This is a genomic window from Rhodococcus sp. AH-ZY2, from assembly GCF_030916465.1.
GTDB classification, from domain to species: Bacteria; Actinomycetota; Actinomycetes; order Mycobacteriales; family Mycobacteriaceae; genus Rhodococcus; species Rhodococcus ruber.
This window is the reverse complement of sequence record NZ_CP126458.1, coordinates 2,972,716-2,991,422: the sequence shown is the minus strand read 5'-3', so window position 1 is coordinate 2,991,422 and position 18,707 is coordinate 2,972,716. Positions and strand designations below refer to the sequence as shown.

Annotated in this window: 16 protein-coding genes; 15 read left to right on the top strand and 1 reads right to left on the bottom strand. The window is 69.8% G+C overall.

Annotation, left to right across the window (positions count from 1 at the left end):
- The first annotated feature begins 19 nt into the window (after window positions 1-19).
- The 9 genes from QNA09_RS14805 to secA all read left to right on the top strand — a co-directional run bounded on the left by QNA09_RS14805 (window position 20) and on the right by secA (window position 11,768).
- A complete protein-coding gene (locus tag QNA09_RS14805) occupies window positions 20-682 on the top strand; it encodes a TetR/AcrR family transcriptional regulator (protein ID WP_010594750.1) in 663 nt (220 codons plus the stop codon).
- 58 nt (window positions 683-740) lie between these two features.
- Entirely contained in the window at window positions 741-2,228 is a 1,488-nt protein-coding gene (gene ahcY / locus QNA09_RS14800; RefSeq protein ID WP_010594749.1) for an adenosylhomocysteinase, read from the top strand.
- A 25-nt stretch (window positions 2,229-2,253) separates the two neighbouring features.
- Window positions 2,254-2,919 (top strand): dTMP kinase, encoded by a 666-nt coding sequence (locus tag QNA09_RS14795; RefSeq protein ID WP_010594748.1) that lies wholly within the window; start codon window positions 2,254-2,256, stop codon window positions 2,917-2,919.
- Window positions 2,920-2,924: 5 nt separating this feature from the next.
- The gene (mtrA, locus tag QNA09_RS14790) at window positions 2,925-3,602 is read left to right on the top strand and encodes an MtrAB system response regulator MtrA (protein ID WP_010594747.1); all 678 of its coding nucleotides are present in this window, start codon (window positions 2,925-2,927) and stop codon (window positions 3,600-3,602) included.
- Window positions 3,599-5,344 (top strand): MtrAB system histidine kinase MtrB, encoded by a 1,746-nt coding sequence (gene mtrB, locus QNA09_RS14785; protein WP_190242312.1) that lies wholly within the window; start codon window positions 3,599-3,601, stop codon window positions 5,342-5,344. The genes mtrA and mtrB overlap by 4 nt, the downstream gene beginning before the upstream one ends.
- The gene (gene lpqB, locus QNA09_RS14780) at window positions 5,341-7,107 is read left to right on the top strand and encodes an MtrAB system accessory lipoprotein LpqB (protein WP_026137494.1); all 1,767 of its coding nucleotides are present in this window, start codon (window positions 5,341-5,343) and stop codon (window positions 7,105-7,107) included. Before mtrB ends, lpqB begins: the two co-directional genes overlap by 4 nt.
- 41 nt (window positions 7,108-7,148) lie before the next feature.
- On the top strand, window positions 7,149-7,793 hold the full coding sequence (locus tag QNA09_RS14775; protein ID WP_010594744.1) for a ComF family protein: 645 nt from the start codon (window positions 7,149-7,151) through the stop codon (window positions 7,791-7,793).
- Between the two features lie 289 nt (window positions 7,794-8,082).
- Window positions 8,083-8,757 carry a ribosome hibernation-promoting factor, HPF/YfiA family gene (gene hpf / locus QNA09_RS14770; RefSeq protein WP_010594743.1) on the top strand — a complete coding sequence of 225 codons (675 nt, stop codon included), beginning with the start codon at window positions 8,083-8,085 and terminating at the stop codon, window positions 8,755-8,757.
- 209 nt (window positions 8,758-8,966) lie between these two features.
- Window positions 8,967-11,768, top strand: coding sequence for a preprotein translocase subunit SecA (gene secA / locus QNA09_RS14765; protein ID WP_051009385.1), 2,802 nt, complete (start codon window positions 8,967-8,969; stop codon window positions 11,766-11,768).
- A 40-nt stretch (window positions 11,769-11,808) separates the two neighbouring features.
- On the opposite strand, the gene QNA09_RS14760 is transcribed toward secA, so the two are convergent.
- Window positions 11,809-12,312 (bottom strand): Rv3235 family protein, encoded by a 504-nt coding sequence (locus tag QNA09_RS14760; RefSeq protein ID WP_119699882.1) that lies wholly within the window; start codon window positions 12,310-12,312, stop codon window positions 11,809-11,811.
- A 172-nt stretch (window positions 12,313-12,484) separates the two neighbouring features.
- On the opposite strand from QNA09_RS14760, the gene QNA09_RS14755 reads away from it, so the two are divergent.
- From QNA09_RS14755 to QNA09_RS14730, 6 genes are all read left to right on the top strand, one after another.
- A complete protein-coding gene (locus tag QNA09_RS14755) occupies window positions 12,485-12,943 on the top strand; it encodes an HAD-IA family hydrolase (protein WP_010594740.1) in 459 nt (152 codons plus the stop codon).
- On the top strand, window positions 12,940-14,352 hold the full coding sequence (locus QNA09_RS14750; protein ID WP_308071962.1) for a wax ester/triacylglycerol synthase family O-acyltransferase: 1,413 nt from the start codon (window positions 12,940-12,942) through the stop codon (window positions 14,350-14,352). Before QNA09_RS14755 ends, QNA09_RS14750 begins: the two co-directional genes overlap by 4 nt.
- Window positions 14,353-14,355: 3 nt before the next feature.
- Entirely contained in the window at window positions 14,356-14,868 is a 513-nt protein-coding gene (locus tag QNA09_RS14745) for a hypothetical protein (RefSeq protein WP_010594738.1), read from the top strand.
- 97 nt (window positions 14,869-14,965) lie between these two features.
- Window positions 14,966-16,096 carry a ferredoxin reductase gene (locus tag QNA09_RS14740; RefSeq protein ID WP_017679566.1) on the top strand — a complete coding sequence of 377 codons (1,131 nt, stop codon included), beginning with the start codon at window positions 14,966-14,968 and terminating at the stop codon, window positions 16,094-16,096.
- 35 nt (window positions 16,097-16,131) lie between these two features.
- The gene (locus QNA09_RS14735; RefSeq protein ID WP_017679565.1) at window positions 16,132-17,364 is read left to right on the top strand and encodes an acyl-CoA desaturase; all 1,233 of its coding nucleotides are present in this window, start codon (window positions 16,132-16,134) and stop codon (window positions 17,362-17,364) included.
- Window positions 17,365-17,425: 61 nt separating this feature from the next.
- Window positions 17,426-18,661: a fatty acid desaturase gene (locus tag QNA09_RS14730; protein WP_119699881.1), complete on the top strand. Its 1,236-nt coding sequence runs from the start codon at window positions 17,426-17,428 to the stop codon at window positions 18,659-18,661.
- Window positions 18,662-18,707 lie beyond the last annotated feature (46 nt).

The following is an 18,707-nucleotide window of genomic DNA, read 5'->3' as shown; positions in this document are numbered from 1 at the left end:
CGCGTGAAACCGTCGCGGCATGTCGATCGTGCACGAATCCGCCACCGCCGGGGAGCCTCCGCGAGCCGGGGAACCCGAAGACCGGCAGCGCGTACCGTTCCACGAGGCCAGCCGGATGCTGCTGCGCAATTCGGTGCTCGATGCCATGCGGGACCTGCTCACCGCCCGTGACTGGTCCGCGATCACCATGACGGACGTCGCGCGGGGTGCGGGCGTGAGCCGGCAGACCCTGTACAACGAGTTCTCGTCGCGGCAGGGCCTCGCTCAGGCGTACGCACTGCGCCTGGTCGATCAGTTCGTCGACGCCGTCGACGACGCGATCTACACCCACGTGGGACAGGCGCGCCCCGCCCTCGTCGAGGGGTTCACCTCGTTCTTCGTCGAGAGCAGTGCCGACCCGCTGATCCAGTCCCTGCTGCGCGGCGAGGCCAAGCCGGATCTGCTGCGGCTGATCACCACGGACGCGGCGCCGCTCATCGAGCGGGCCTCCGCTCGGCTCTCGGAGACCTTCCAGCGCAGCTGGGTACAGGCGTCCGCGGCGGATGCGGGCATCCTGGGGCGGGCGATCGTGCGCGTCGCGATGAGCTACATCTCCATGCCGCCCGAGTCCGACCGGGACGTCGCCGCGGACCTGGCCGAGCTGCTCGGCCCGTTCATCGATCGCTCCGCCCGGCGCGACTGAACAGCGAGTTGTATAGCCTGTTGGCAGAACCGACTGCCAACAGGAGAGGCATCCTCACGTGTCCGACAACAAGCTCGTGGCCGACCAGCGGAACGGGATCGACTTCAAGGTCGCCGATCTGTCCCTCGCCGAATTCGGCCGCAAGGAGATCCGGCTGGCCGAGCACGAGATGCCCGGTCTGATGGCGTTGCGCCGCGAGTACGCGGAGGTGCTGCCGCTGAAGGGTGCGCGGATCTCCGGCTCGCTGCACATGACGGTGCAGACGGCCGTGCTGATCGAGACGCTCGTCGCCCTCGGCGCCGAGGTGCGCTGGGCCTCGTGCAACATCTTCTCGACCCAGGACCACGCCGCCGCCGCGGTCGTCGTCGGCCCGCACGGAACCCCGGAGGAGCCGAAGGGCGTACCGGTGTTCGCATGGAAGGGTGAGACGCTCGAGGAGTACTGGTGGGCGGCCGAGCAGATGCTCACCTGGCCCGCCGCCGCCGACGGCACCCCGCGCCCGGCCAACATGATCCTCGACGACGGTGGCGACGCCACCATGCTGGTGCTCAAGGGCGCGCAGTTCGAGAAGGCGGGCGTGGTGCCGCCGGTGGACGAGGACCACGACTCCGCCGAGTACCGGGTCTTCCTGGCGCTGCTGCGCGAATCCCTCGCACAGGACGCCAAGAAGTGGACCGCGATCGCCGAGTCGATTCGCGGCGTCACCGAGGAGACCACCACCGGCGTGCTGCGGTTGTACCAGCTCTCGGCCGGCGGCGATCTGGCGTTCCCCGCGATCAACGTCAACGACTCGGTCACCAAGAGCAAGTTCGACAACAAGTACGGCACCCGGCACTCGCTGCTCGACGGGATCAACCGCGGCACCGACGTCCTCATCGGCGGCAAGGCCGCCCTGGTGTGCGGTTACGGCGACGTCGGCAAGGGTTGCGCGGAGGCGCTGCGCGGGCAGGGTGCGCGGGTGTCGGTCACCGAGATCGACCCCATCAACGCACTGCAGGCGCTGATGGACGGCTTCGACGTCGTCACCGTCGAGGGCTTCATCGAGCAGGCCGACATCGTGATCACCGCGACCGGCAACAAGGACATCATCACCTTCGATCACATGCGTCGCATGAAGCACCAGGCCATCCTGGGCAACATCGGCCACTTCGACAACGAGATCGACATGGCCGGCCTCGAGCGGGCGACGGATGTCACCCGCATCAACATCAAGGCGCAGGTCGACGAGTTCCGCTTTGCAGACGGGCATTCCATCATCGTGCTGTCCGAGGGCCGGTTGCTGAACCTCGGCAACGCCACGGGTCACCCGTCGTTCGTGATGAGCAACTCGTTCGCCAACCAGGTGATCGCCCAGATCGAGCTGTGGACCAAGCCGGACGAGTACGACAACGAGGTCTACCGTCTGCCCAAGCACCTGGACGAGAAGGTCGCCCGCATCCACGTCGAGGCCCTCGGTGGTGAGCTGACCAAGCTGTCCAAGGACCAGGCCGAGTACATCGGGGTCGACGTCGAAGGCCCGTACAAGCCCGAGCACTACCGGTACTGAGCGCGGGAATCGCAGGACACCGCCGATGGGCGCGTTGATCGTCGTGGAGGGGCTCGACGGGGCCGGCAAGAGGACACTGTCCGCCGGCCTCGTCGAGTCCTGGCGCGCAGCCGGATTCGTCGTCGCGACGCGTGCGTTCCCGCGTTACGGGACCTCGGTGCACGCCGACCTCGGGGCCGAGGCGTTGCGGGGCCGGCACGGCGACACCGCCTCGAGCATCGAGGCGATGGCGCTGCTGTGGGCCCTCGACCGCCGTGACGCCGCCGACGAGTTGCGGAAACTCCTGGCGGACAACGACATCGTCCTGCTCGATCGGTACGTCGCGTCCAATGCCGCCTACACCGCCGCCCGGCACCACGAGGACGGCTCGGGACCGGCGGTGGAGTGGGTCCGCGAGCTCGAGTTCGAGCGGTTCGCGCTGCCCGTGCCGGATCTGCAGCTGCTGCTGCGGGTGCCGGTCGAGCTGGCGGCTCGCCGGGCCCGTAGCCGCGCCGCGGCCGACACGGCCCGCGACCGGGACGCCTACGAACGGGACTCGGGTCTGCAGGCCCGCACCGGGCAGGTGTACGACGACCTCGCACGCCGACAGTGGATGTCGCCGTGGCGGGTTGCCGGACCCGATGCCGATCCGCGACAACTCGCCGCCGACATCTCAAATCAGCTTCACCACGGTCGAGGAGTGACACGATAGAAGCCATGAAGCCGAGGATTCTGGTTGTCGACGACGACACCGCGCTCGCCGAGATGCTCACGATCGTCCTGCGGGGCGAGGGATTCGAGCCGTTCGTGGTGGGAGACGGTTCGCAGGCGCTGAACGCGGTCCGGGAGATCCGGCCCGACCTCGTCCTGCTCGACCTCATGCTCCCGGGCATGAACGGTATCGACGTCTGCCGGGTGCTGCGCGCCGACTCGGGCGTGCCGATCGTGATGCTCACCGCCAAGTCGGACACCGTCGACGTGGTGCTCGGACTCGAATCCGGCGCCGACGACTACATCGTCAAGCCGTTCAAGCCGAAGGAGCTCGTGGCCCGGGTGCGCGCGCGGCTCCGTCGCACCGAGCAGGAACCGGCCGAGGTGCTCTCCATCGGCGACATCGCCATCGACGTTCCCGCCCACAAGGTCACCCGCGGGGACGAGCTGATCTCCCTCACCCCGCTCGAGTTCGATCTGCTGGTGGCGCTCGCGCGCAAGCCGCGGCAGGTGTTCACTCGTGAGGTGCTGCTCGAGCAGGTGTGGGGTTACCGGCACGCGGCCGACACCCGCCTGGTGAACGTCCACGTGCAGCGCCTGCGGGCGAAGGTCGAGAAGGATCCCGAGAACCCCGAGGTGGTGCTGACGGTGCGGGGCGTCGGCTACAAGGCCGGACCGCCGTGATCGGTGGGTACCGACTGCGGCGGCGGATCACCAGGAGGACTCTGCCGCTGCTGAGGTGGTCACGTGCGGTGAGCAACCGGCTCGCCCACACGTGGCGGCGATCGCTGCAACTGCGGGTCGTGGTCTCGACCCTGTCGCTGTCGCTGATCGTGATGCTCGTCCTCGGTGTCGTCCTCACCAGCCAGATCACCGAACGGCTGCTCGAGGTGAAGATCAACGCCGCCACCGAGGAGGTCGAGCGGTCCCGCGCCCTCGTCGAGGGCCAGCTCGCCGGCGCCGACGACTCCGGCTCGCTGCAGGTCCGGCTCGACGGAGCCGTTGCGGCGCTGACCAATCGCGGCAGCGACGCGGGCGAGGACACCGGCGTCGCGGGCACCTTCGACCCGGCGCTGATCGTGCCGGGCGACGGTCCGCGCGCACCGACGTCGAGCGGGCCCGCCGACCAGATCCCCGAGAACCTGCGTGCCTTCGTGCAGAAGGGCCAGATCGCCTACCAGTTCGCGACGGTGTCGGATCCCGACGGTTATTCGGGCCCGGCGCTGATCGTGGGCACGCCGACGGCGTCGGACATCTCCACCCTCGAGCTGTACCTGGTGTTCCCGCTGGCGGGCGAGGAGAACACGTTGTCCCTGGTGCGCGGCACGCTGCTCGTCGGTGCCGGGGTGCTGCTCGTGCTGCTCGCCGCGATCTCGATGATCGTCGCCCGCCAGGTCGTGCTGCCGATCCGTTCGGCGTCGCGCATCGCGGTCCGGTTCGCCGACGGCCGGCTCAAGGAACGCATGCCGGTGCGTGGCGAGGACGACATGGCGCGCCTGGCCATGTCCTTCAACGAGATGGCCGAGAGCCTGTCGCGGCAGATCACCCAGCTCGAGGAGTTCGGCAACCTGCAGAAGCGGTTCACCTCGGACGTCAGCCACGAGCTGCGTACCCCGCTGACGACGGTGCGGATGGCCGCCGATCTCATCCACGACGGCAGCGACGAACTCGACCCGTCCCTCAAACGCGCCTCGGAGCTGCTCGTCACCGAGCTCGACCGGTTCGAGAGCCTGCTGGGCGACCTGCTCGAGATCAGCCGCCACGACGCCGGCGTCGCCGAACTCGCCGCCGAGCAACTCGACCTGCGCATGTGTGCCCGCGCCGCGGTCTCCACCGTCCGGCACCTCGCCCGCGAGAGCGGCACCGAGCTGATCGTCGACCTGCCGGGTGAACCCGTCGACGCCGAGGTCGATCCGCGCCGCGTCGAGCGCATCCTGCGCAACCTGCTCGCCAACGCCATCGACCACGGAGAGGGCAAGCCCATCCTGCTGCGCCTGCGCGCCGACGACAGCGCCGCCGCGTTCATCGTCCGGGACCAGGGCGTCGGTCTGCGGCCCGGCGAGGAGAAGCTCGTCTTCAACCGCTTCTGGCGGTCGGACCCGTCCCGGGTGCGGCGGTCCGGCGGAACCGGGCTCGGCCTGGCGATCAGTGTCGAGGACGCCAACCTCCACAACGGCAAGCTCGAGGCCTGGGGTGAACCCGGCCTGGGATCCTGCTTCCGGCTCACCCTGCCGCGACAACGGGGACGCAAGGTCGGCCGCAGTCCGCTGCCGCTGGTCCCCAGCACGGTCCGCGCGGTACAGGGCCGTCCGCTGCCGGGTGCGGCGGACGAGGACGCGTCCGTGGACGCCGACGCCGGCGAGGACTCCGCGACGGCTGCGCACCCGGCAGTGGTACCGGTCCCGCCCGAAGGGGCCACCCCATGAGGGGCGCGAGGACGCTGCTCGCGGTGCTGACGGGCCTGGTCCTCGCCGTGTCCGGCTGTGCCAGCCTGCCGGACTCGTCGTCGCCCCAGGCGGTGGGCACCATCGCGCGCGAGCCCACCACCACGTCGGTCCCGGCTCCGGCGCCGGGACGGGAACCGGATCTGCTCCTGCGGGACTTCCTGCGCGCCAGCACGGACCCGGCCAACCGTCACCTCGCCGCCCGGCAGTTCCTCACCGCCGACATGTCGGCCGAGTGGGACGACGCCGCCAGCGCCACGATCGTGGACAAGGTCGACGTGCTGCCGGAGTCGCGCAGCGCCGATCGCGCGACGTACGTCATCCGCGCCAACCGGGTCGGCCACCTGGAGGAAGGCGGGGTCTACCGTCCCGACGAAGGACCGTTCGAGACCAAGATCACCCTCGTGCTCAGCGGCGGCGAATGGCGCATCGACGAGATGGGTCCGGGTGTGGTCATGGACCGCCCGCAGTTCCTCAACGGCTACCAGCGGCGTTCGCTGTACTTCGTCGACCCGTCCGGGCGCACGGTCGTCCCCGACCCGCGCTGGATCGCCGCCACCCAGGACCAGACTGCGGCCCAGCTGATCGACCTGCTCACCGAGGGGCCGAAAGCGGCCCTGGCACCCGCCGTGCGCACGGAACTCGGCTCGGGAGTGTCCGTGCGGGGGCCGATCACCAAGGCCGACGGCCGCACCACCCAGGTCGGTGTCGGTCTCGGTGGTATCCGGATCGACTTCCTGGGGCTGCGACCCCTGAGCAAGGAGAGCCGCGAGTTGCTCGCCGCCCAGGTGATCTGGACCCTCGCCAACGCCGAGATCACCGGCCCGTACGTCCTGCTCGCGGACGGTCAGCCCCTCGACGAGCGATTCCCGAACGGCTGGACCACCGCGGACGTCGCGTCGATGAACCCGCTGGCCACCTCGAGCGCCACCATCGGTCTCCACGCCCTGCGCGGTGGCGGGCTCGTCAGCGTCGCCGAGACCGGGGTCACCCCGGTACCCGGGACCTTCGGCACCGCCACGAACCTGCGCTCCGTGGCGTTGTCGCACGACGGTGAACTGGCGGCGGCCGTCGCCGACACCGGACGTCCGGAAGCCGCCGCCGAGTTGGTGATCGGTCCGTACCGCGACGGCCCGGCGGCGCGCGCCCTCGACGCCGACTCGATCACGCGGCCTACGTGGGCGCTCGACGACAATTCCGTGTGGTCCGTGGTCAACGGCACGAACGTGGTGCGTGCGGTGCGTGAGCCGGGCACCGGCCGGATCACGGTCCTGCCCGTCGACGCCGGAGCCGTGCGGGCGGTGGGCAACACGATCAGCGATCTGCGGCTCTCCCGCGACGGCGTGCGCGCGGCGATGATCGTCGACGGACGCGTGTACGTCGCGGTGGTCGTGCAGAGATCGAACGGGGAATTCTCCCTCACGACACCCCGGGAGATCGCCATCGGTCTCGGCAGCCCCGCCCTGTCCCTGGACTGGAGCACGCCGGACACCGTGGTCGTGGCACGGGCCGCGTCCGACGTCCCGGTCGTGCAGGTCGCGGTCGACGGCTCGCGAATGGACGCCCTGCCGAGCCGCAACCTCACCCCGCCGGTCGTCGCCGTCGAGGCGTCGACGACCTCGGAGTTCGTGGCCGACTCGCGGGCGGTGTTCCAGCTGAACAACGCCGATCCGGCCGGCGACCGGTACTGGCGGGAGGTGCCCGGCCTGACCGGGCTGCAGGCGGTTCCCGTCCTGCCGGGCTGACGGCTCGGGGAGATGTCGGGGTCGGCGGTCACACTGTCGCGGTGCTGACGTCGCTGCTGGATCTGGTGCTGCCCGTCGAGTGCGGCGGTTGCGGCCGCCCCGGCGTCGGCTGGTGCCGGCGCTGCGCCCGGGACCTGGCGGACGCGCCGGCCCGGGTCCGGCCCCGCGTCGATCCCGGCGTTCCGGTGTGGGCGCTGGGGACGTACGGCGGTGCGCGTCGCCGCGCCGTGATCGCGGCCAAGGAACACGGCCGGCGCGACCTGGCCGGTCCGCTCGGCCTCGCGCTGGCCACCGCCGTGTCACGGCTGCGGCGCTGGGGGGAGCTGCCCGCCGGGCCTCTCGTCGTGGTGCCCGCCCCGACGCGAACCCGGGCGGCACGCTCTCGCGGGGGCGACCCGGTGACGCGTGCGGTGCGGGCGGCCGCCGGACACGACCGGCGCCTCGAGGTCTGCGGCCTTCTCGTCACCGGACGTGGTGTCCGCGATTCGGTGGGGTTGTCGGCTGCGCAGCGGCAGCGCAATCTGGCCGGGCGGGTGCGGGTGCGGACGGCGGGCCCGCCTCCCGGAGCGGAGGTGCTGCTCGTCGACGACGTCGTCACGACCGGCGCCACCGCCACGGAATCGGTGCGGGTTCTGCGGGCGGCGGGCCATCGCCCGTGCGGGGTGCTGGTGATCGCCGCCGCATGAGAGCCGGAGGGTCTGAGAGCCGGAGCGCCTGAGAGCCGGAGGGCCTCGGGGCCGCAGGCCGGGGAGCCGGGAAAGGTGGGGACATCGGTCCCGCCACCAGGTGACGACGGCGTGAAATTGAGCGGAACGGTGGCACTCCCCGCCGTTCCGTACTACCGTCGCCCTCAGACCCGAAAACACAGGTAGCGGGCGCAAAACGCCCTTCAGCCGTCGTGTCGGGCGGAGCGCATCTCGCGCTCGTCGATCATGCCGGCGCGCGAGCTGCGCCGGCCGTACTCGGGAGGTACGAGTGACGATCCCTTCGAAGTCCAAGGTTCCCGCTCCAGAGACCGAAGCCGGTACTGCGGAGTCCAACGGTCCCCGCGCCGACGTCGTCGTCAAGGGGCGCAACGTCGAGGTCCCGGATCACTTCCGGGTCTACGTGTCCGAGAAGCTCGCTCGGCTCGAACGTTTCGACCCGACGATCTTCCTGTTCGACGTCGAGTTGCAGCACGAGCGCAACCGCCGGCAACTGAAGAGTTGCCAGCGAGTCGAGATCACCGCTCGGGCCAAGGGGCCGGTGGTGCGTGCGGAGGCATCCGCGGACAGCTTCTACGCTGCCTTCGAGTCCGTGACGGACAAGCTCGAGGCGCGACTGCGCCGCACGAAGGACCGCCGCAAGGTACACCACGGGGAGAAGACCCCTGTCTCGGTGGCCGAGGCCACGGCTGAACTCGCCAGGGACGACTCGCTCGGGATATCGCCGGAGATCTCGCTGGACCAGTACGAGCCCGAGCCGTCCGGGCCGGGCCGGATCGTGCGAACGAAGGAACACACCGCCGAGCCGATGACCGTCGACGACGCGCTGTACGAGATGGAGCTGGTCGGTCACGACTTCTACCTGTTCCACGACAAGGAGACCGACAGCCCGTCCGTCGTCTACCGCCGGCACGCGTTCGACTACGGGTTGATCCGGCTCGTGTGACGACTGCGCCGCCCGGCGGCGGCACCGTGCGTGCCACCCCGCCGAGCGGTCGCCCGTGGTCACCTCGTCGAAAGACCGCCTACCATGGAATCCGGCCGGGGTCGATACAGGCCTCGGCCGGATTTTCGTTGTCCGTGCTGTACCCGAGATTGAGGACGAACACGCCCGTGCTGTCGCTGTCGAAGCTGCTCAGAGTCGGTGAAGGTCGCATGGTCAAGCGGCTCAAGCACATCGCCGACCACGTCGATTCCCTCTCACCCGAGTTCGAGTCCCTGACCGACGAGCAGTTGCGGGCCAAGACGGACGAGTTCCGTCGTCGCTACCAGGCGGGTGAGACCCTCGACGAGTTGCTGCCCGAGGCGTTCGCCACAGCGCGCGAGGCGTCGTGGCGAGTGCTGGGCCAGAAGCACTACCCCGTTCAGATCATGGGCGGCGCGGCGCTACACTTCGGCAACATCGCCGAGATGAAGACCGGTGAGGGCAAGACCCTGACCTGTGTGCTGCCGGCCTACCTCAACGCCATCGCCGACGAGGGCGTGCACGTGGTGACGGTCAACGACTACCTCGCCAAGCGCGACTCCGAGTGGATGGGCCGGGTGCACCGGTCCCTCGGTCTCGAGACGGCGGTGATCCTGTCCGGTCTGACGCCCGCCGAGCGGCGCACCGCGTACGCCGCCGACATCACCTACGGCACCAACAACGAGTTCGGCTTCGACTACCTGCGCGACAACATGACGCACTCGCTCGACGATCTCGTGCAGCGCGGCCACAACTTCGCGATCGTCGACGAGGTCGACTCGATCCTCATCGACGAGGCCCGGACGCCGCTGATCATCTCCGGCCCGGCCGACGCGTCGAGCAAGTGGTACGCCGAGTTCGCGCGGATCGCGCCGCTGCTGAAGAAGGACGTCCACTACGAGGTGGACATCAAGAAGCGCACCATCGGCGTGCACGAAGCGGGGGTCGAGCTGGTCGAGGACCAGCTCGGCATCGACAACCTGTACGAGGCGGCCAATTCGCCGCTGGTGAGCTACCTCAACAACGCGATCAAGGCCAAGGAGCTGTACCAGCGCGACAAGGACTACATCGTCCGGGACGGCGAGGTGATCATCGTCGACGAGTTCACCGGCCGCATCCTCGTCGGACGTCGCTACAACGAGGGCATGCACCAGGCCATCGAGGCCAAGGAACGGGTCGAGATCAAGGCGGAGAACCAGACGCTCGCCACGATCACGCTGCAGAACTACTTCCGCCTCTACGACAAGCTCTCCGGCATGACGGGCACCGCCGAGACCGAGGCCGCGGAGCTGCACCAGATCTACGAGCTCGGGGTGATCCCGATCCCGACCAACAAGCCGATGGTCCGCGCGGACCAGGGCGACCTGATCTACAAGACGGAGACGGCGAAGTTCGCGGCCGTCGTCGACGACGTCGCCGAGCGGCATGCCAAGGGGCAGCCGGTCCTGATCGGCACCACCAGCGTCGAACGCTCCGAATACCTGTCCGCGCAGTTCACCAAGCGCGGCATTCCGCACAACGTGCTCAACGCCAAGTTCCACGAGCAGGAGGCGACGATCATCGCCGAGGCCGGGCGGTCCGGCGCGGTGACCGTCGCGACCAACATGGCCGGCCGCGGTACCGACATCGTGCTCGGCGGCAACCCCGACATCCTCGCCGACGTGGAGCTGCGCAAGCGGGGTCTCGACCCGGTCCACACGCCCGAGGAGTACGAGGCGGCCTGGGACGAGGCGATCGAGCGGATCAACGCCGAGGTCAAGGCCGACGCCGACAAGGTCAGGGACGCGGGCGGCCTGTACGTCCTCGGCACCGAGCGGCACGAGTCCCGCCGGATCGACAACCAGCTGCGCGGCCGCTCCGGCCGGCAGGGCGACCCGGGTGAGTCGCGCTTCTACCTCTCGCTCGGTGACGAGTTGATGCGCCGTTTCAACGGCGCGGCACTCGAATCGATCATGACGCGCTTGAACCTGCCGGACGACGTGCCGATCGAGGCGAAGATGGTCTCGAAGGCCATCAAGAGCGCCCAGACCCAGGTCGAGCAGCAGAACTTCGAGATCCGCAAGAACGTCCTGAAGTACGACGAGGTGATGAACCAGCAGCGCACCGTCATCTACGACGAGCGTCGCCGCATCCTGCGCGGGGAGGACCTCGAAGGCCAGGTCGAGCACATGATCACGGATGTGGTCACCGCCTACGTGGACGGCGCCACCGCAGAGGGCTACGTCGAGGACTGGGACCTCGAGCAGCTGTGGACGGCCCTGCGAACCCTCTACCCGGTGGGCCTCGATCACAAGGAGCTCGCCACCTCCGCGGACGGCGAACCCGCGGATCTCAGCCGGGAGGAACTGCGCGAGGCGTTGCTGAAGGACGCGCACGCCGCGTACGCCCGCCGTGAGGCGGAGATCGACGCCATCGCCGGTGAGGGCGGCATGCGCGAGCTCGAGCGTCGGGTCCTGCTCTCGGTGCTCGACCGCAAGTGGCGCGAACACCTCTACGAGATGGACTACCTCAAGGAGGGCATCGGCCTGCGGGCGATGGCCCAGCGCGACCCGCTCGTGGAGTACCAGCGCGAGGGCTACGACATGTTCGTCGGGATGCTCGAGGGCCTGAAGGAGGAGTCCGTCGGATTCCTGTTCAACCTGCAGGTCGAAGCCGCGCAGGCGCAGCCGGGCCCGGGCGGCGGCGTCACCGCCGCGTCCGCGGCGGCCACCGCGCAGGCCGCCCCCACCCTGACGAAGCCGGCTCCCGCCCCGGCGGCCCCCGCGCCGGCTCCGGCACCCGCGCCCGCCCCGGCCACGCTGCGTGCGAAGGGCCTCGACGAGGACGACGACCGCAGTCTCACCTACACCGGGCCGGCCGAGGACGGCAGTGCCCAGGTTCGGCGCAGTCCCGCGACGTCGTCGCCGGCCGCGTCCGCACCCGGAACGACGGGCACCCGTCGGCAACGCCGGGAGGCGGCACGCAAGCAGTCCAAGGCGCAGCGCCGCCGCTGACGATGCGTCCGGGCCGGAGGTTGCCGGCCCGGACGCACGGTCAGCCCAGCCACACCGTGGTGAGCAGCCATCCGTGCGGCGTCCGGCGTGAGACGGGGTGGCGCGAGATGCGGCCGGCCAGCGCGAACACGCGATGGCCGCGGCCGTAGGAACCGAACAACTCGGCGGTGTCGGCGTCCACCGCACGCAGCCGGGTCCGCAGGAGCACCGCCGTCCCCGGATCGCTCGTCTTCGCGCCGACGGCAACGGTCGCATGCAGCGACGGATGGAGCACGGCAGCGAGCTGGGGCTCGGGACGGCGCCGGTCGGCCACTTCGAGGATCAACCGGGCCGCGAGGTCGGCGAATCGGCGTGCCGCCGGATCGACCTCCGGCAGTGGCCGCCCGATCGGCGGCACGGCCTTCACATGCATCGAACGGCCGTCGTGCGGGGTGAGGCGCCGCCTCGTGTGCCGGCGGTGCGGTCCGGGCGGACAGCACCGCTGCACCGGCGGCTCGAACGGAGCGATGCGTCGGACGTAGTGGGCGTCGTGCTGAGGGGTCATCGATTCTCCCGGTTCCGAGGGACGCCGTCGGCGCGGAACGGCCGACGGCGGGTGCGTAGACCCCGGGAGAGGACGGAGCCGCCGGTCATGGTGCCACATCCGTGTCGCCGTGTCGCCGTGTCGTTCGGGTCGTTGCATCGCCTGACCGGTGCGCGCGAACTAGGGTGGGGCGATGCGTGGACTGGTGCTCGATTTCGGTGGGGTGCTCGCGGGCCCCGGCACGGACGCGGCCGCGCTCGGCGGGATCCTCGCCGAGGTGCGCCGGCGCGGCGTGCGCACCGCGATCCTCAGCAACGATCCGGGTGGCCCCGCGGCCGCACCCCTGCGCGATCTGGGGCGAGGCCGGCTGGTGGACGAGGTGGTGCTGTCCGCGGACGTGGGCACCGCGAAACCGGATCCGCGCAGCTACCTGGCGGTGGCCCGGCGTCTCGGGCTCGAACCGTCGGCGTGTGTGTTCGTCGACGACCTGCGGGTGAACGTGGACGGTGCGGTAGCCACGGGAATGGTCGGCGTGCATCACGCCGATGCCGCCGAGGTGGTGGCGGAACTGACGGTGCTGTTCGGTCTCGACGAGCCGTCGCAGGCCGGAGCGGCTCGACGGGACGAGGACGAGAGGGATGCGGGGCGATGACCCACCGGATGTCGGCTCAGGACGCGTCGTTCTACTTTCTGGAGACGAGCAATACGCCCATGCACATCGGGTCGCTCGCCATCCTGGAGCAGCCGAGCGGCGGGCTCGACTACGAGGACGTGCTGCGGCTCGTGGAGCGCCGGCTGGCCGCGGTGCCGCGGTATCGGCAGAAGGCGCGCGAGGTCGCCCTCGGCCTGGCGCGTCCGGTGTGGGTCGACGACCGCGACTTCGACATCACCTATCACGTGCGGCGGTCGGCGCTGCCGCGGCCCGGCTCCGAAACGCAGCTGCACGAGCTGTTGGCCCGGTTGATCTCCCGTCCGCTCGACCGCTCCCGGCCGCTGTGGGAGATGTATCTCGTCGAGGGCCTCGCCGGCGACCGGTGCGCCCTGTTCACCAAGACCCACTCGGCGCTGGTGGACGGCGATCAGGCGCTCGAGATCGGGCAGGTGCTGTTCGAGCCCACCGAGACTCCCCGGGTGGATCCGGAGGAATTGTGGATGCCGGAGCCCGAGCCGAGTGACTCGGCGCTGCTGCTCGGCGCGCTCGCCGAGCTGGTGGCCAGGCCCGGTGAGGCGGTGTCGGGAGTGCGGGCGGCCGTCGGCGATCTGGCCGCGACGGCCGGGGAGGCGCTGGACGTGGTGGGCCGGCTGGCGCGCACCGCCGCCCAGTCCGCGCCCGACAGCCCGTTGAACGCCCCGATCTCCCGTAACCGCCGGTTCGCGGTGGTCAAGGCGGACCTCGAGTTGTACCGGAAGATCCGGGCGCGCTACGGCTGCACCGTCAACGACGTCGTGCTGGCGGTGATCGCGGGGGCGCTGCGGTACTGGCTGCTCTCCCGCGGGGAGCCGCTGACGGAGGCGACGGTGGTCCGGGCGATGGTGCCCATGTCGGTCTACGCGGAGGACCCGGACGTGCCGGAGGCGGGCCGGGAGGAATCCGAGACGGGTCCGCGCGGCGAGGTCTCGACCTTTCTGGTCGACCTCCCGGTGGGGGAACCGAACGCGGTCGTCCGTCTGTCCCACATCTCGCACGCCGGGGAGGCCTACTCTCGGCAGGGCCGCCGGGTCCCGGCGCGGTCGATGATGCGACTGTCCGGGTTCGCGCCCGCGACCATGCATGCCGTCGGGGCTCGTGTCGCGAGCGGATTCTCTCAGCGCATGTTCAACCTGATGATCACCAACGCGCCGGGCCCGCAGCATCCCCTCTACCTCGCCGGGGCCCGGGTCCTCGAGATGTATCCGATCTCGCCCCTGCTGGAGAATCAGGCGCTGAGCGTCGCGTTGACGTCGTACGACGGCAACGTCTACTACGGTCTCAATGCGGACCGCGACGCCATGCCCGATGTGGAGGTGCTGACGTCGCTGCTGCACGAGTCGCTCGAGGAGTTGTTGGATGCCAGTAGGTGAGTTGTGACACGGGTGTACGTACCGGCGACCATCGAGACGTTGAAGCGGTTGGTCGCCGACAGTGAGTTCGAGGCGGTGAGCGGCACCGCGTTCGCGGTCACCCCGGCGCTGCGCGAGGCGTACACCTCCGGTGACGACGAGGAACTCGCCGAGGTCGCGATGGCCGAGGCCGCCCGCGCCTCGTTGCGGCTGCTCGCCGGCCGGGCCGACGACGACCCGCCGCCCGAGTTCGGCCTGCGCCGGGTGGTGGTGGCCGCGGACGTCGACGGCGTCACCCTGCGTCCCGACCTCGACGACGCGGTGGTCCGGCTGCCCGGTCCGGTGCCGCTGTCCGCGGTGGCGTCGGTGCATGTGGACCTCGCCACTGCGGAACCGGACATCGCCCGGGCCCTGCCGGTCGTCGATGCGGCCGACCTCGGCGACGAGGAGGCGGAGTTCGTGCTGGGCGACGCCGAGGACCACGAACTCGCCTGGTACGCCACGCAGGAGCTGCAGTTCCTGCTCGAGCTGCTCTGACCCCGCGAGTGTGATCACCGTCTCGGCCCAACCTACGCCTCCGTAGGGAGCTGGTAACCTACGGAGGCGTAGCCCCTGGACGAGGAGAAGTGATCGGATGGGTCTGAAGGACTGGATCGAGCGGCCGGCGGCGCACGTCGCGACGAAGGACCGATCCGTGTCGAACATCCTGCGTGGTGCGGCCGCGCGGCTGACGACACCCCTCCTTCCCGACGACTACCTGCACCTCGCCAACCCCCTGTGGTCGGCGCGCGAGCTGCGTGGACGCATCGTCGAGGTCCGCCGCGAGACCGCGGACTCCGCGACACTCGTCATCAAGCCCGGCTGGGGCTTCGACTTCGGATACGCGCCGGGCCAGTACATCGGCATCGGGTTGCACGTCGACGGCCGCTGGCACTGGCGTTCGTACTCACTGACGTCCTCGCCCACGTGGGACCGCAAGCTCATCTCGATCACCGTCAAGGCCATGACCGACGGGTTCCTCTCGACCCACCTCGTCAGCGGCGTGCCCGCCGGCACGATCGTGCGGCTCGCCGAGCCCAAGGGCGAGTTCGTCCTGTCCGACCCCCCGCCGGCGAAGATCCTGTTCCTCACCGCGGGCAGCGGCATCACCCCGATCATCTCGATGCTGCGCACCCTCGACCGCCGGTCCGTGCAGGCCCATGCCGAACTGCCCGATGTGGTGCACGTCCACTCGGCGCCCACCGCCGCCGAGGTGATGTTCGCCGACGAGATCGCCCGATTCGGGGCGGATCACGAGCAGTACCACCCGTACGTGCGCCTGACGCGGGAGCAGGGCAAGTTCGCCCTCGCCGAGCTCGACACCGTGTGCCCCGACTGGCGGGAGCGTCAGGTGTGGGCGTGCGGACCGCAGGCGATGCTCGACGACATCGACCGGTTCTGGGACTCCGCGGGCCTGTCCGAGCGGCTGCACCTGGAACGCTTCGCCGTCTCCCGCGCGGACACCTCCGGCGCCGGCGGGACGGTGACCTTCGCCAAGTCCGGCAAGACCGTCGCCGTCGACGGTGCGACGACCCTGCTCGAGGCCGGTGAAAGCGCCGGCGCGCTGATGCCGTTCGGCTGCCGGATGGGAATCTGTCAGACTTGTGTGGTGCCCTTGGAGAAGGGGCATGTCGTCGACCTCCGGTCCGGCAAGGAACACGCCGAGGGGGAGCGGGTACAGACCTGCATCTCCGCGGCTGCCGGAGACTGCACGCTCGGCGCCTGACGCACTACCCACCCGTTCCAGGGGGAAGGACCCCGGTGGCAATCACCGACATCACCGAGTTCGCTCACCTCACCGACGCGGACATCGAGGAACTCGGCCGCGAGTTCGACGCGATCCGTCGCGACATCGAGGACGCCCGAGGGCTGCGCGACGCCCGCTACATCCGCAACACCATCCGTCTGCAACGCGTCCTCGAGATCGGCGGTCGCGCGGCGCTGTTCGGCAGCCGCCGGCGTCCGCTGTGGCTGCTCGGCACGGGCCTGCTCTCGCTGTCGAAGATCATCGAGAACATGGAGCTCGGGCACAACGTGATGCACGGGCAGTGGGACTGGATGAACGATCCGGAGATCCACTCGACCTCGTGGGAATGGGATCAAACGGGTCCGTCGCAGCACTGGAAGCGCGCCCACAACTACGCGCACCACACCTACACGAACATCGTCGGGATGGACGACGACGTGGGCTTCGGCATCCTGCGGATGACGCGCGACGAGAAGTGGCGGCCGATCAACCTGCTGCAGCCCCTGGCCAACCTGATCCTCGCAGCCACGTTCGAGTGGGGCATCGCACTGCACGACCTCGATGCCGAGAAGAAGGCTGCCGGGGTGCCGGAAGGCCAGTGGAACTCCCAGCCCACCAAGGACTTCGCGCGCAAGATCGCGCGGCAGCTGGGCAAGGACCTGGTGCTGTTCCCGGCCATGACGGGCCGTGCGTGGCGCAGCACGATCACGGCGAACCTCACGGCGAACCTGGTGCGGAACCTGTGGGCGTACGTGGTGATCTTCTGCGGCCACTTTCCCGACGGCGCCGAGAAGTTCACCGTGGCGCAGTACGAGAACGAGACGCAGGGGCAGTGGTACCTGCGGCAGCTGCTCGGTAGCGCCAACATCGATGCCGGCCCGGTGATGGCCTTCATGACCGGCAATCTGAGTTACCAGATCGAGCACCACCTGTTCCCGGACCTGCCCAGCAACCGCTACCCCGAGATCGCGGAGCGGGTCCGCGCGCTGTGTGCGAAGTACGACCTGCCGTACACCAGCGGTCCGCTCGGTAAGCAGTACCTGCTCGCGCTGCGCACGATCCACAAGCTGGCACTGCCGGACGCGTGGCTGCGGGCCACGTCGGACGACGCCCCGGAGACCTCCTCCGAACGCAAGTTCCGGCGTCCCGATCTGCCGCGGGTGCGGTCGGTGGGGGAGCGTCGTGAGGGGCTCGCGACCGCGCTGCGGACCCTGCGGGCCGCCAAGCGCGCAACCCGCCGGAAGTGATCTGCCGCACAAGCTACATCTCCGTAACCTACGGATTCGTAACTTACGGTACGGTAGGCGCATGGCCATTTCGGACATCAAGGAGTACGCGCACCTCACCGAGGCGGACGTCGAGGCCCTCGGCCGGGAGCTCGACGCCATCCGGCGGGACATCGAGGACTCCCGCGGCGAGCGCGACGCCCGCTACATCCGCAACACGATCCGGCTGCAGCGCGGCCTGGAGCTGAGTGGGCGTGCGGTGCTGTTCGGCAGCCGCCGGCGGCCGCTGTGGCTGCTCGGTGCGGGCCTGCTCGGCCTCTCGAAGATCGTCGAGAACATGGAGCTCGGGCACAACGTGATGCACGGGCAGTGGGACTGGATGAACGATCCCGAGGTCCACTCCGTCCACTGGGAGTGGGACAACGCCGACCCGTCCGCGCACTGGAAGCAGACCCACAACTACCTGCACCACAAGTACACCAACATCCTCGGCATGGACGACGACGTGGGATACGGCCTGCTGCGGGTGACGCGCGACCAGCGCTGGTCGCCGTTCAACTACGGCAACATCGTCTACAACGCCCTGCTCGCCCTGCTGTTCCAGTACGGCGTCGCGGTCCAGCACCTCGAACTCGGCAAGGTCGCCAAGGGCCGCGACGACCGCGCCGAGACCAAGCGCAAGCTGCGCGAGGTGGGGGACAAGATCGGTCGCCAGATCGCCAAGGACTACGTGGTCTATCCGGCGCTGACGGGTAAGGCGTGGAGGTCCACGCTCACCGCGAACATGACGGCCAACGTGATCCGCAATCTGTGGACCAACGCGGTCATCTTCTGCGGGCACTTCCCCGACGGCGCCGAGAAGTTCACCAAGGCCGACGTCGACAACGAGACGCAGGCGCAGTGGTACCTGCGCCAGATGCTCGGCAGCGCCAACATCTCCGGCGGCCCGGTCATGGACTTCATGACCGGCAACCTGAGCTACCAGATCGAACACCACCTGTTCCCGGACCTGCCGTCGAACCGGTACGCCGAGATCGCGGTGCGGGTGCGCGAGCTGTGCGACAAGTACGACCTGCCGTACACCACCGGCCCGCTCGCCGTGCAGTACTTCAAGTCCTGGCGCACCATCGCCAAGCTGTCGCTGCCGAACAAGTACCTCGCGGACACCCCGGACGCGGCCCCGGAAACCGCGTCCGAGCGCGGCTTCGGCGGCACCGCCGTCGTGGACCCTGGGACCGGCCGGCGACGCGGCCTGGCCACCGCGATCCGCGAGAACCGCCGGGTCCGCGGCGTGCGCCGTCTCCTCGGCATGCGCTGATCCCGAATCCCCACCGAGCGCTCGGCGTCCCTGTGACACCGGGCGC

What these genes read in the sequence shown, in the direction of transcription:
- QNA09_RS14805 (WP_010594750.1), top strand. Translation starts at nt 20, where the DNA reads ATGTCGATCGTGCACGAATCCGCCACCGCCGGGGAGCCTCCGCGAGCC.
- QNA09_RS14730 (WP_119699881.1), top strand. Translation starts at nt 17,426, where the DNA reads ATGGCCATTTCGGACATCAAGGAGTACGCGCACCTCACCGAGGCGGAC.
- QNA09_RS14795 (WP_010594748.1), top strand. Translation starts at nt 2,254, where the DNA reads ATGGGCGCGTTGATCGTCGTGGAGGGGCTCGACGGGGCCGGCAAGAGG.
- QNA09_RS14750 (WP_308071962.1), top strand. Translation starts at nt 12,940, where the DNA reads ATGACCCACCGGATGTCGGCTCAGGACGCGTCGTTCTACTTTCTGGAG.
- QNA09_RS14760 (WP_119699882.1), bottom strand. Translation starts at nt 12,312, where the DNA reads ATGACCCCTCAGCACGACGCCCACTACGTCCGACGCATCGCTCCGTTC.
- secA (WP_051009385.1), top strand. Translation starts at nt 8,967, where the DNA reads ATGGTCAAGCGGCTCAAGCACATCGCCGACCACGTCGATTCCCTCTCA.
- QNA09_RS14740 (WP_017679566.1), top strand. Translation starts at nt 14,966, where the DNA reads ATGGGTCTGAAGGACTGGATCGAGCGGCCGGCGGCGCACGTCGCGACG.
- QNA09_RS14755 (WP_010594740.1), top strand. Translation starts at nt 12,485, where the DNA reads ATGCGTGGACTGGTGCTCGATTTCGGTGGGGTGCTCGCGGGCCCCGGC.
- lpqB (WP_026137494.1), top strand. Translation starts at nt 5,341, where the DNA reads ATGAGGGGCGCGAGGACGCTGCTCGCGGTGCTGACGGGCCTGGTCCTC.
- mtrA (WP_010594747.1), top strand. Translation starts at nt 2,925, where the DNA reads ATGAAGCCGAGGATTCTGGTTGTCGACGACGACACCGCGCTCGCCGAG.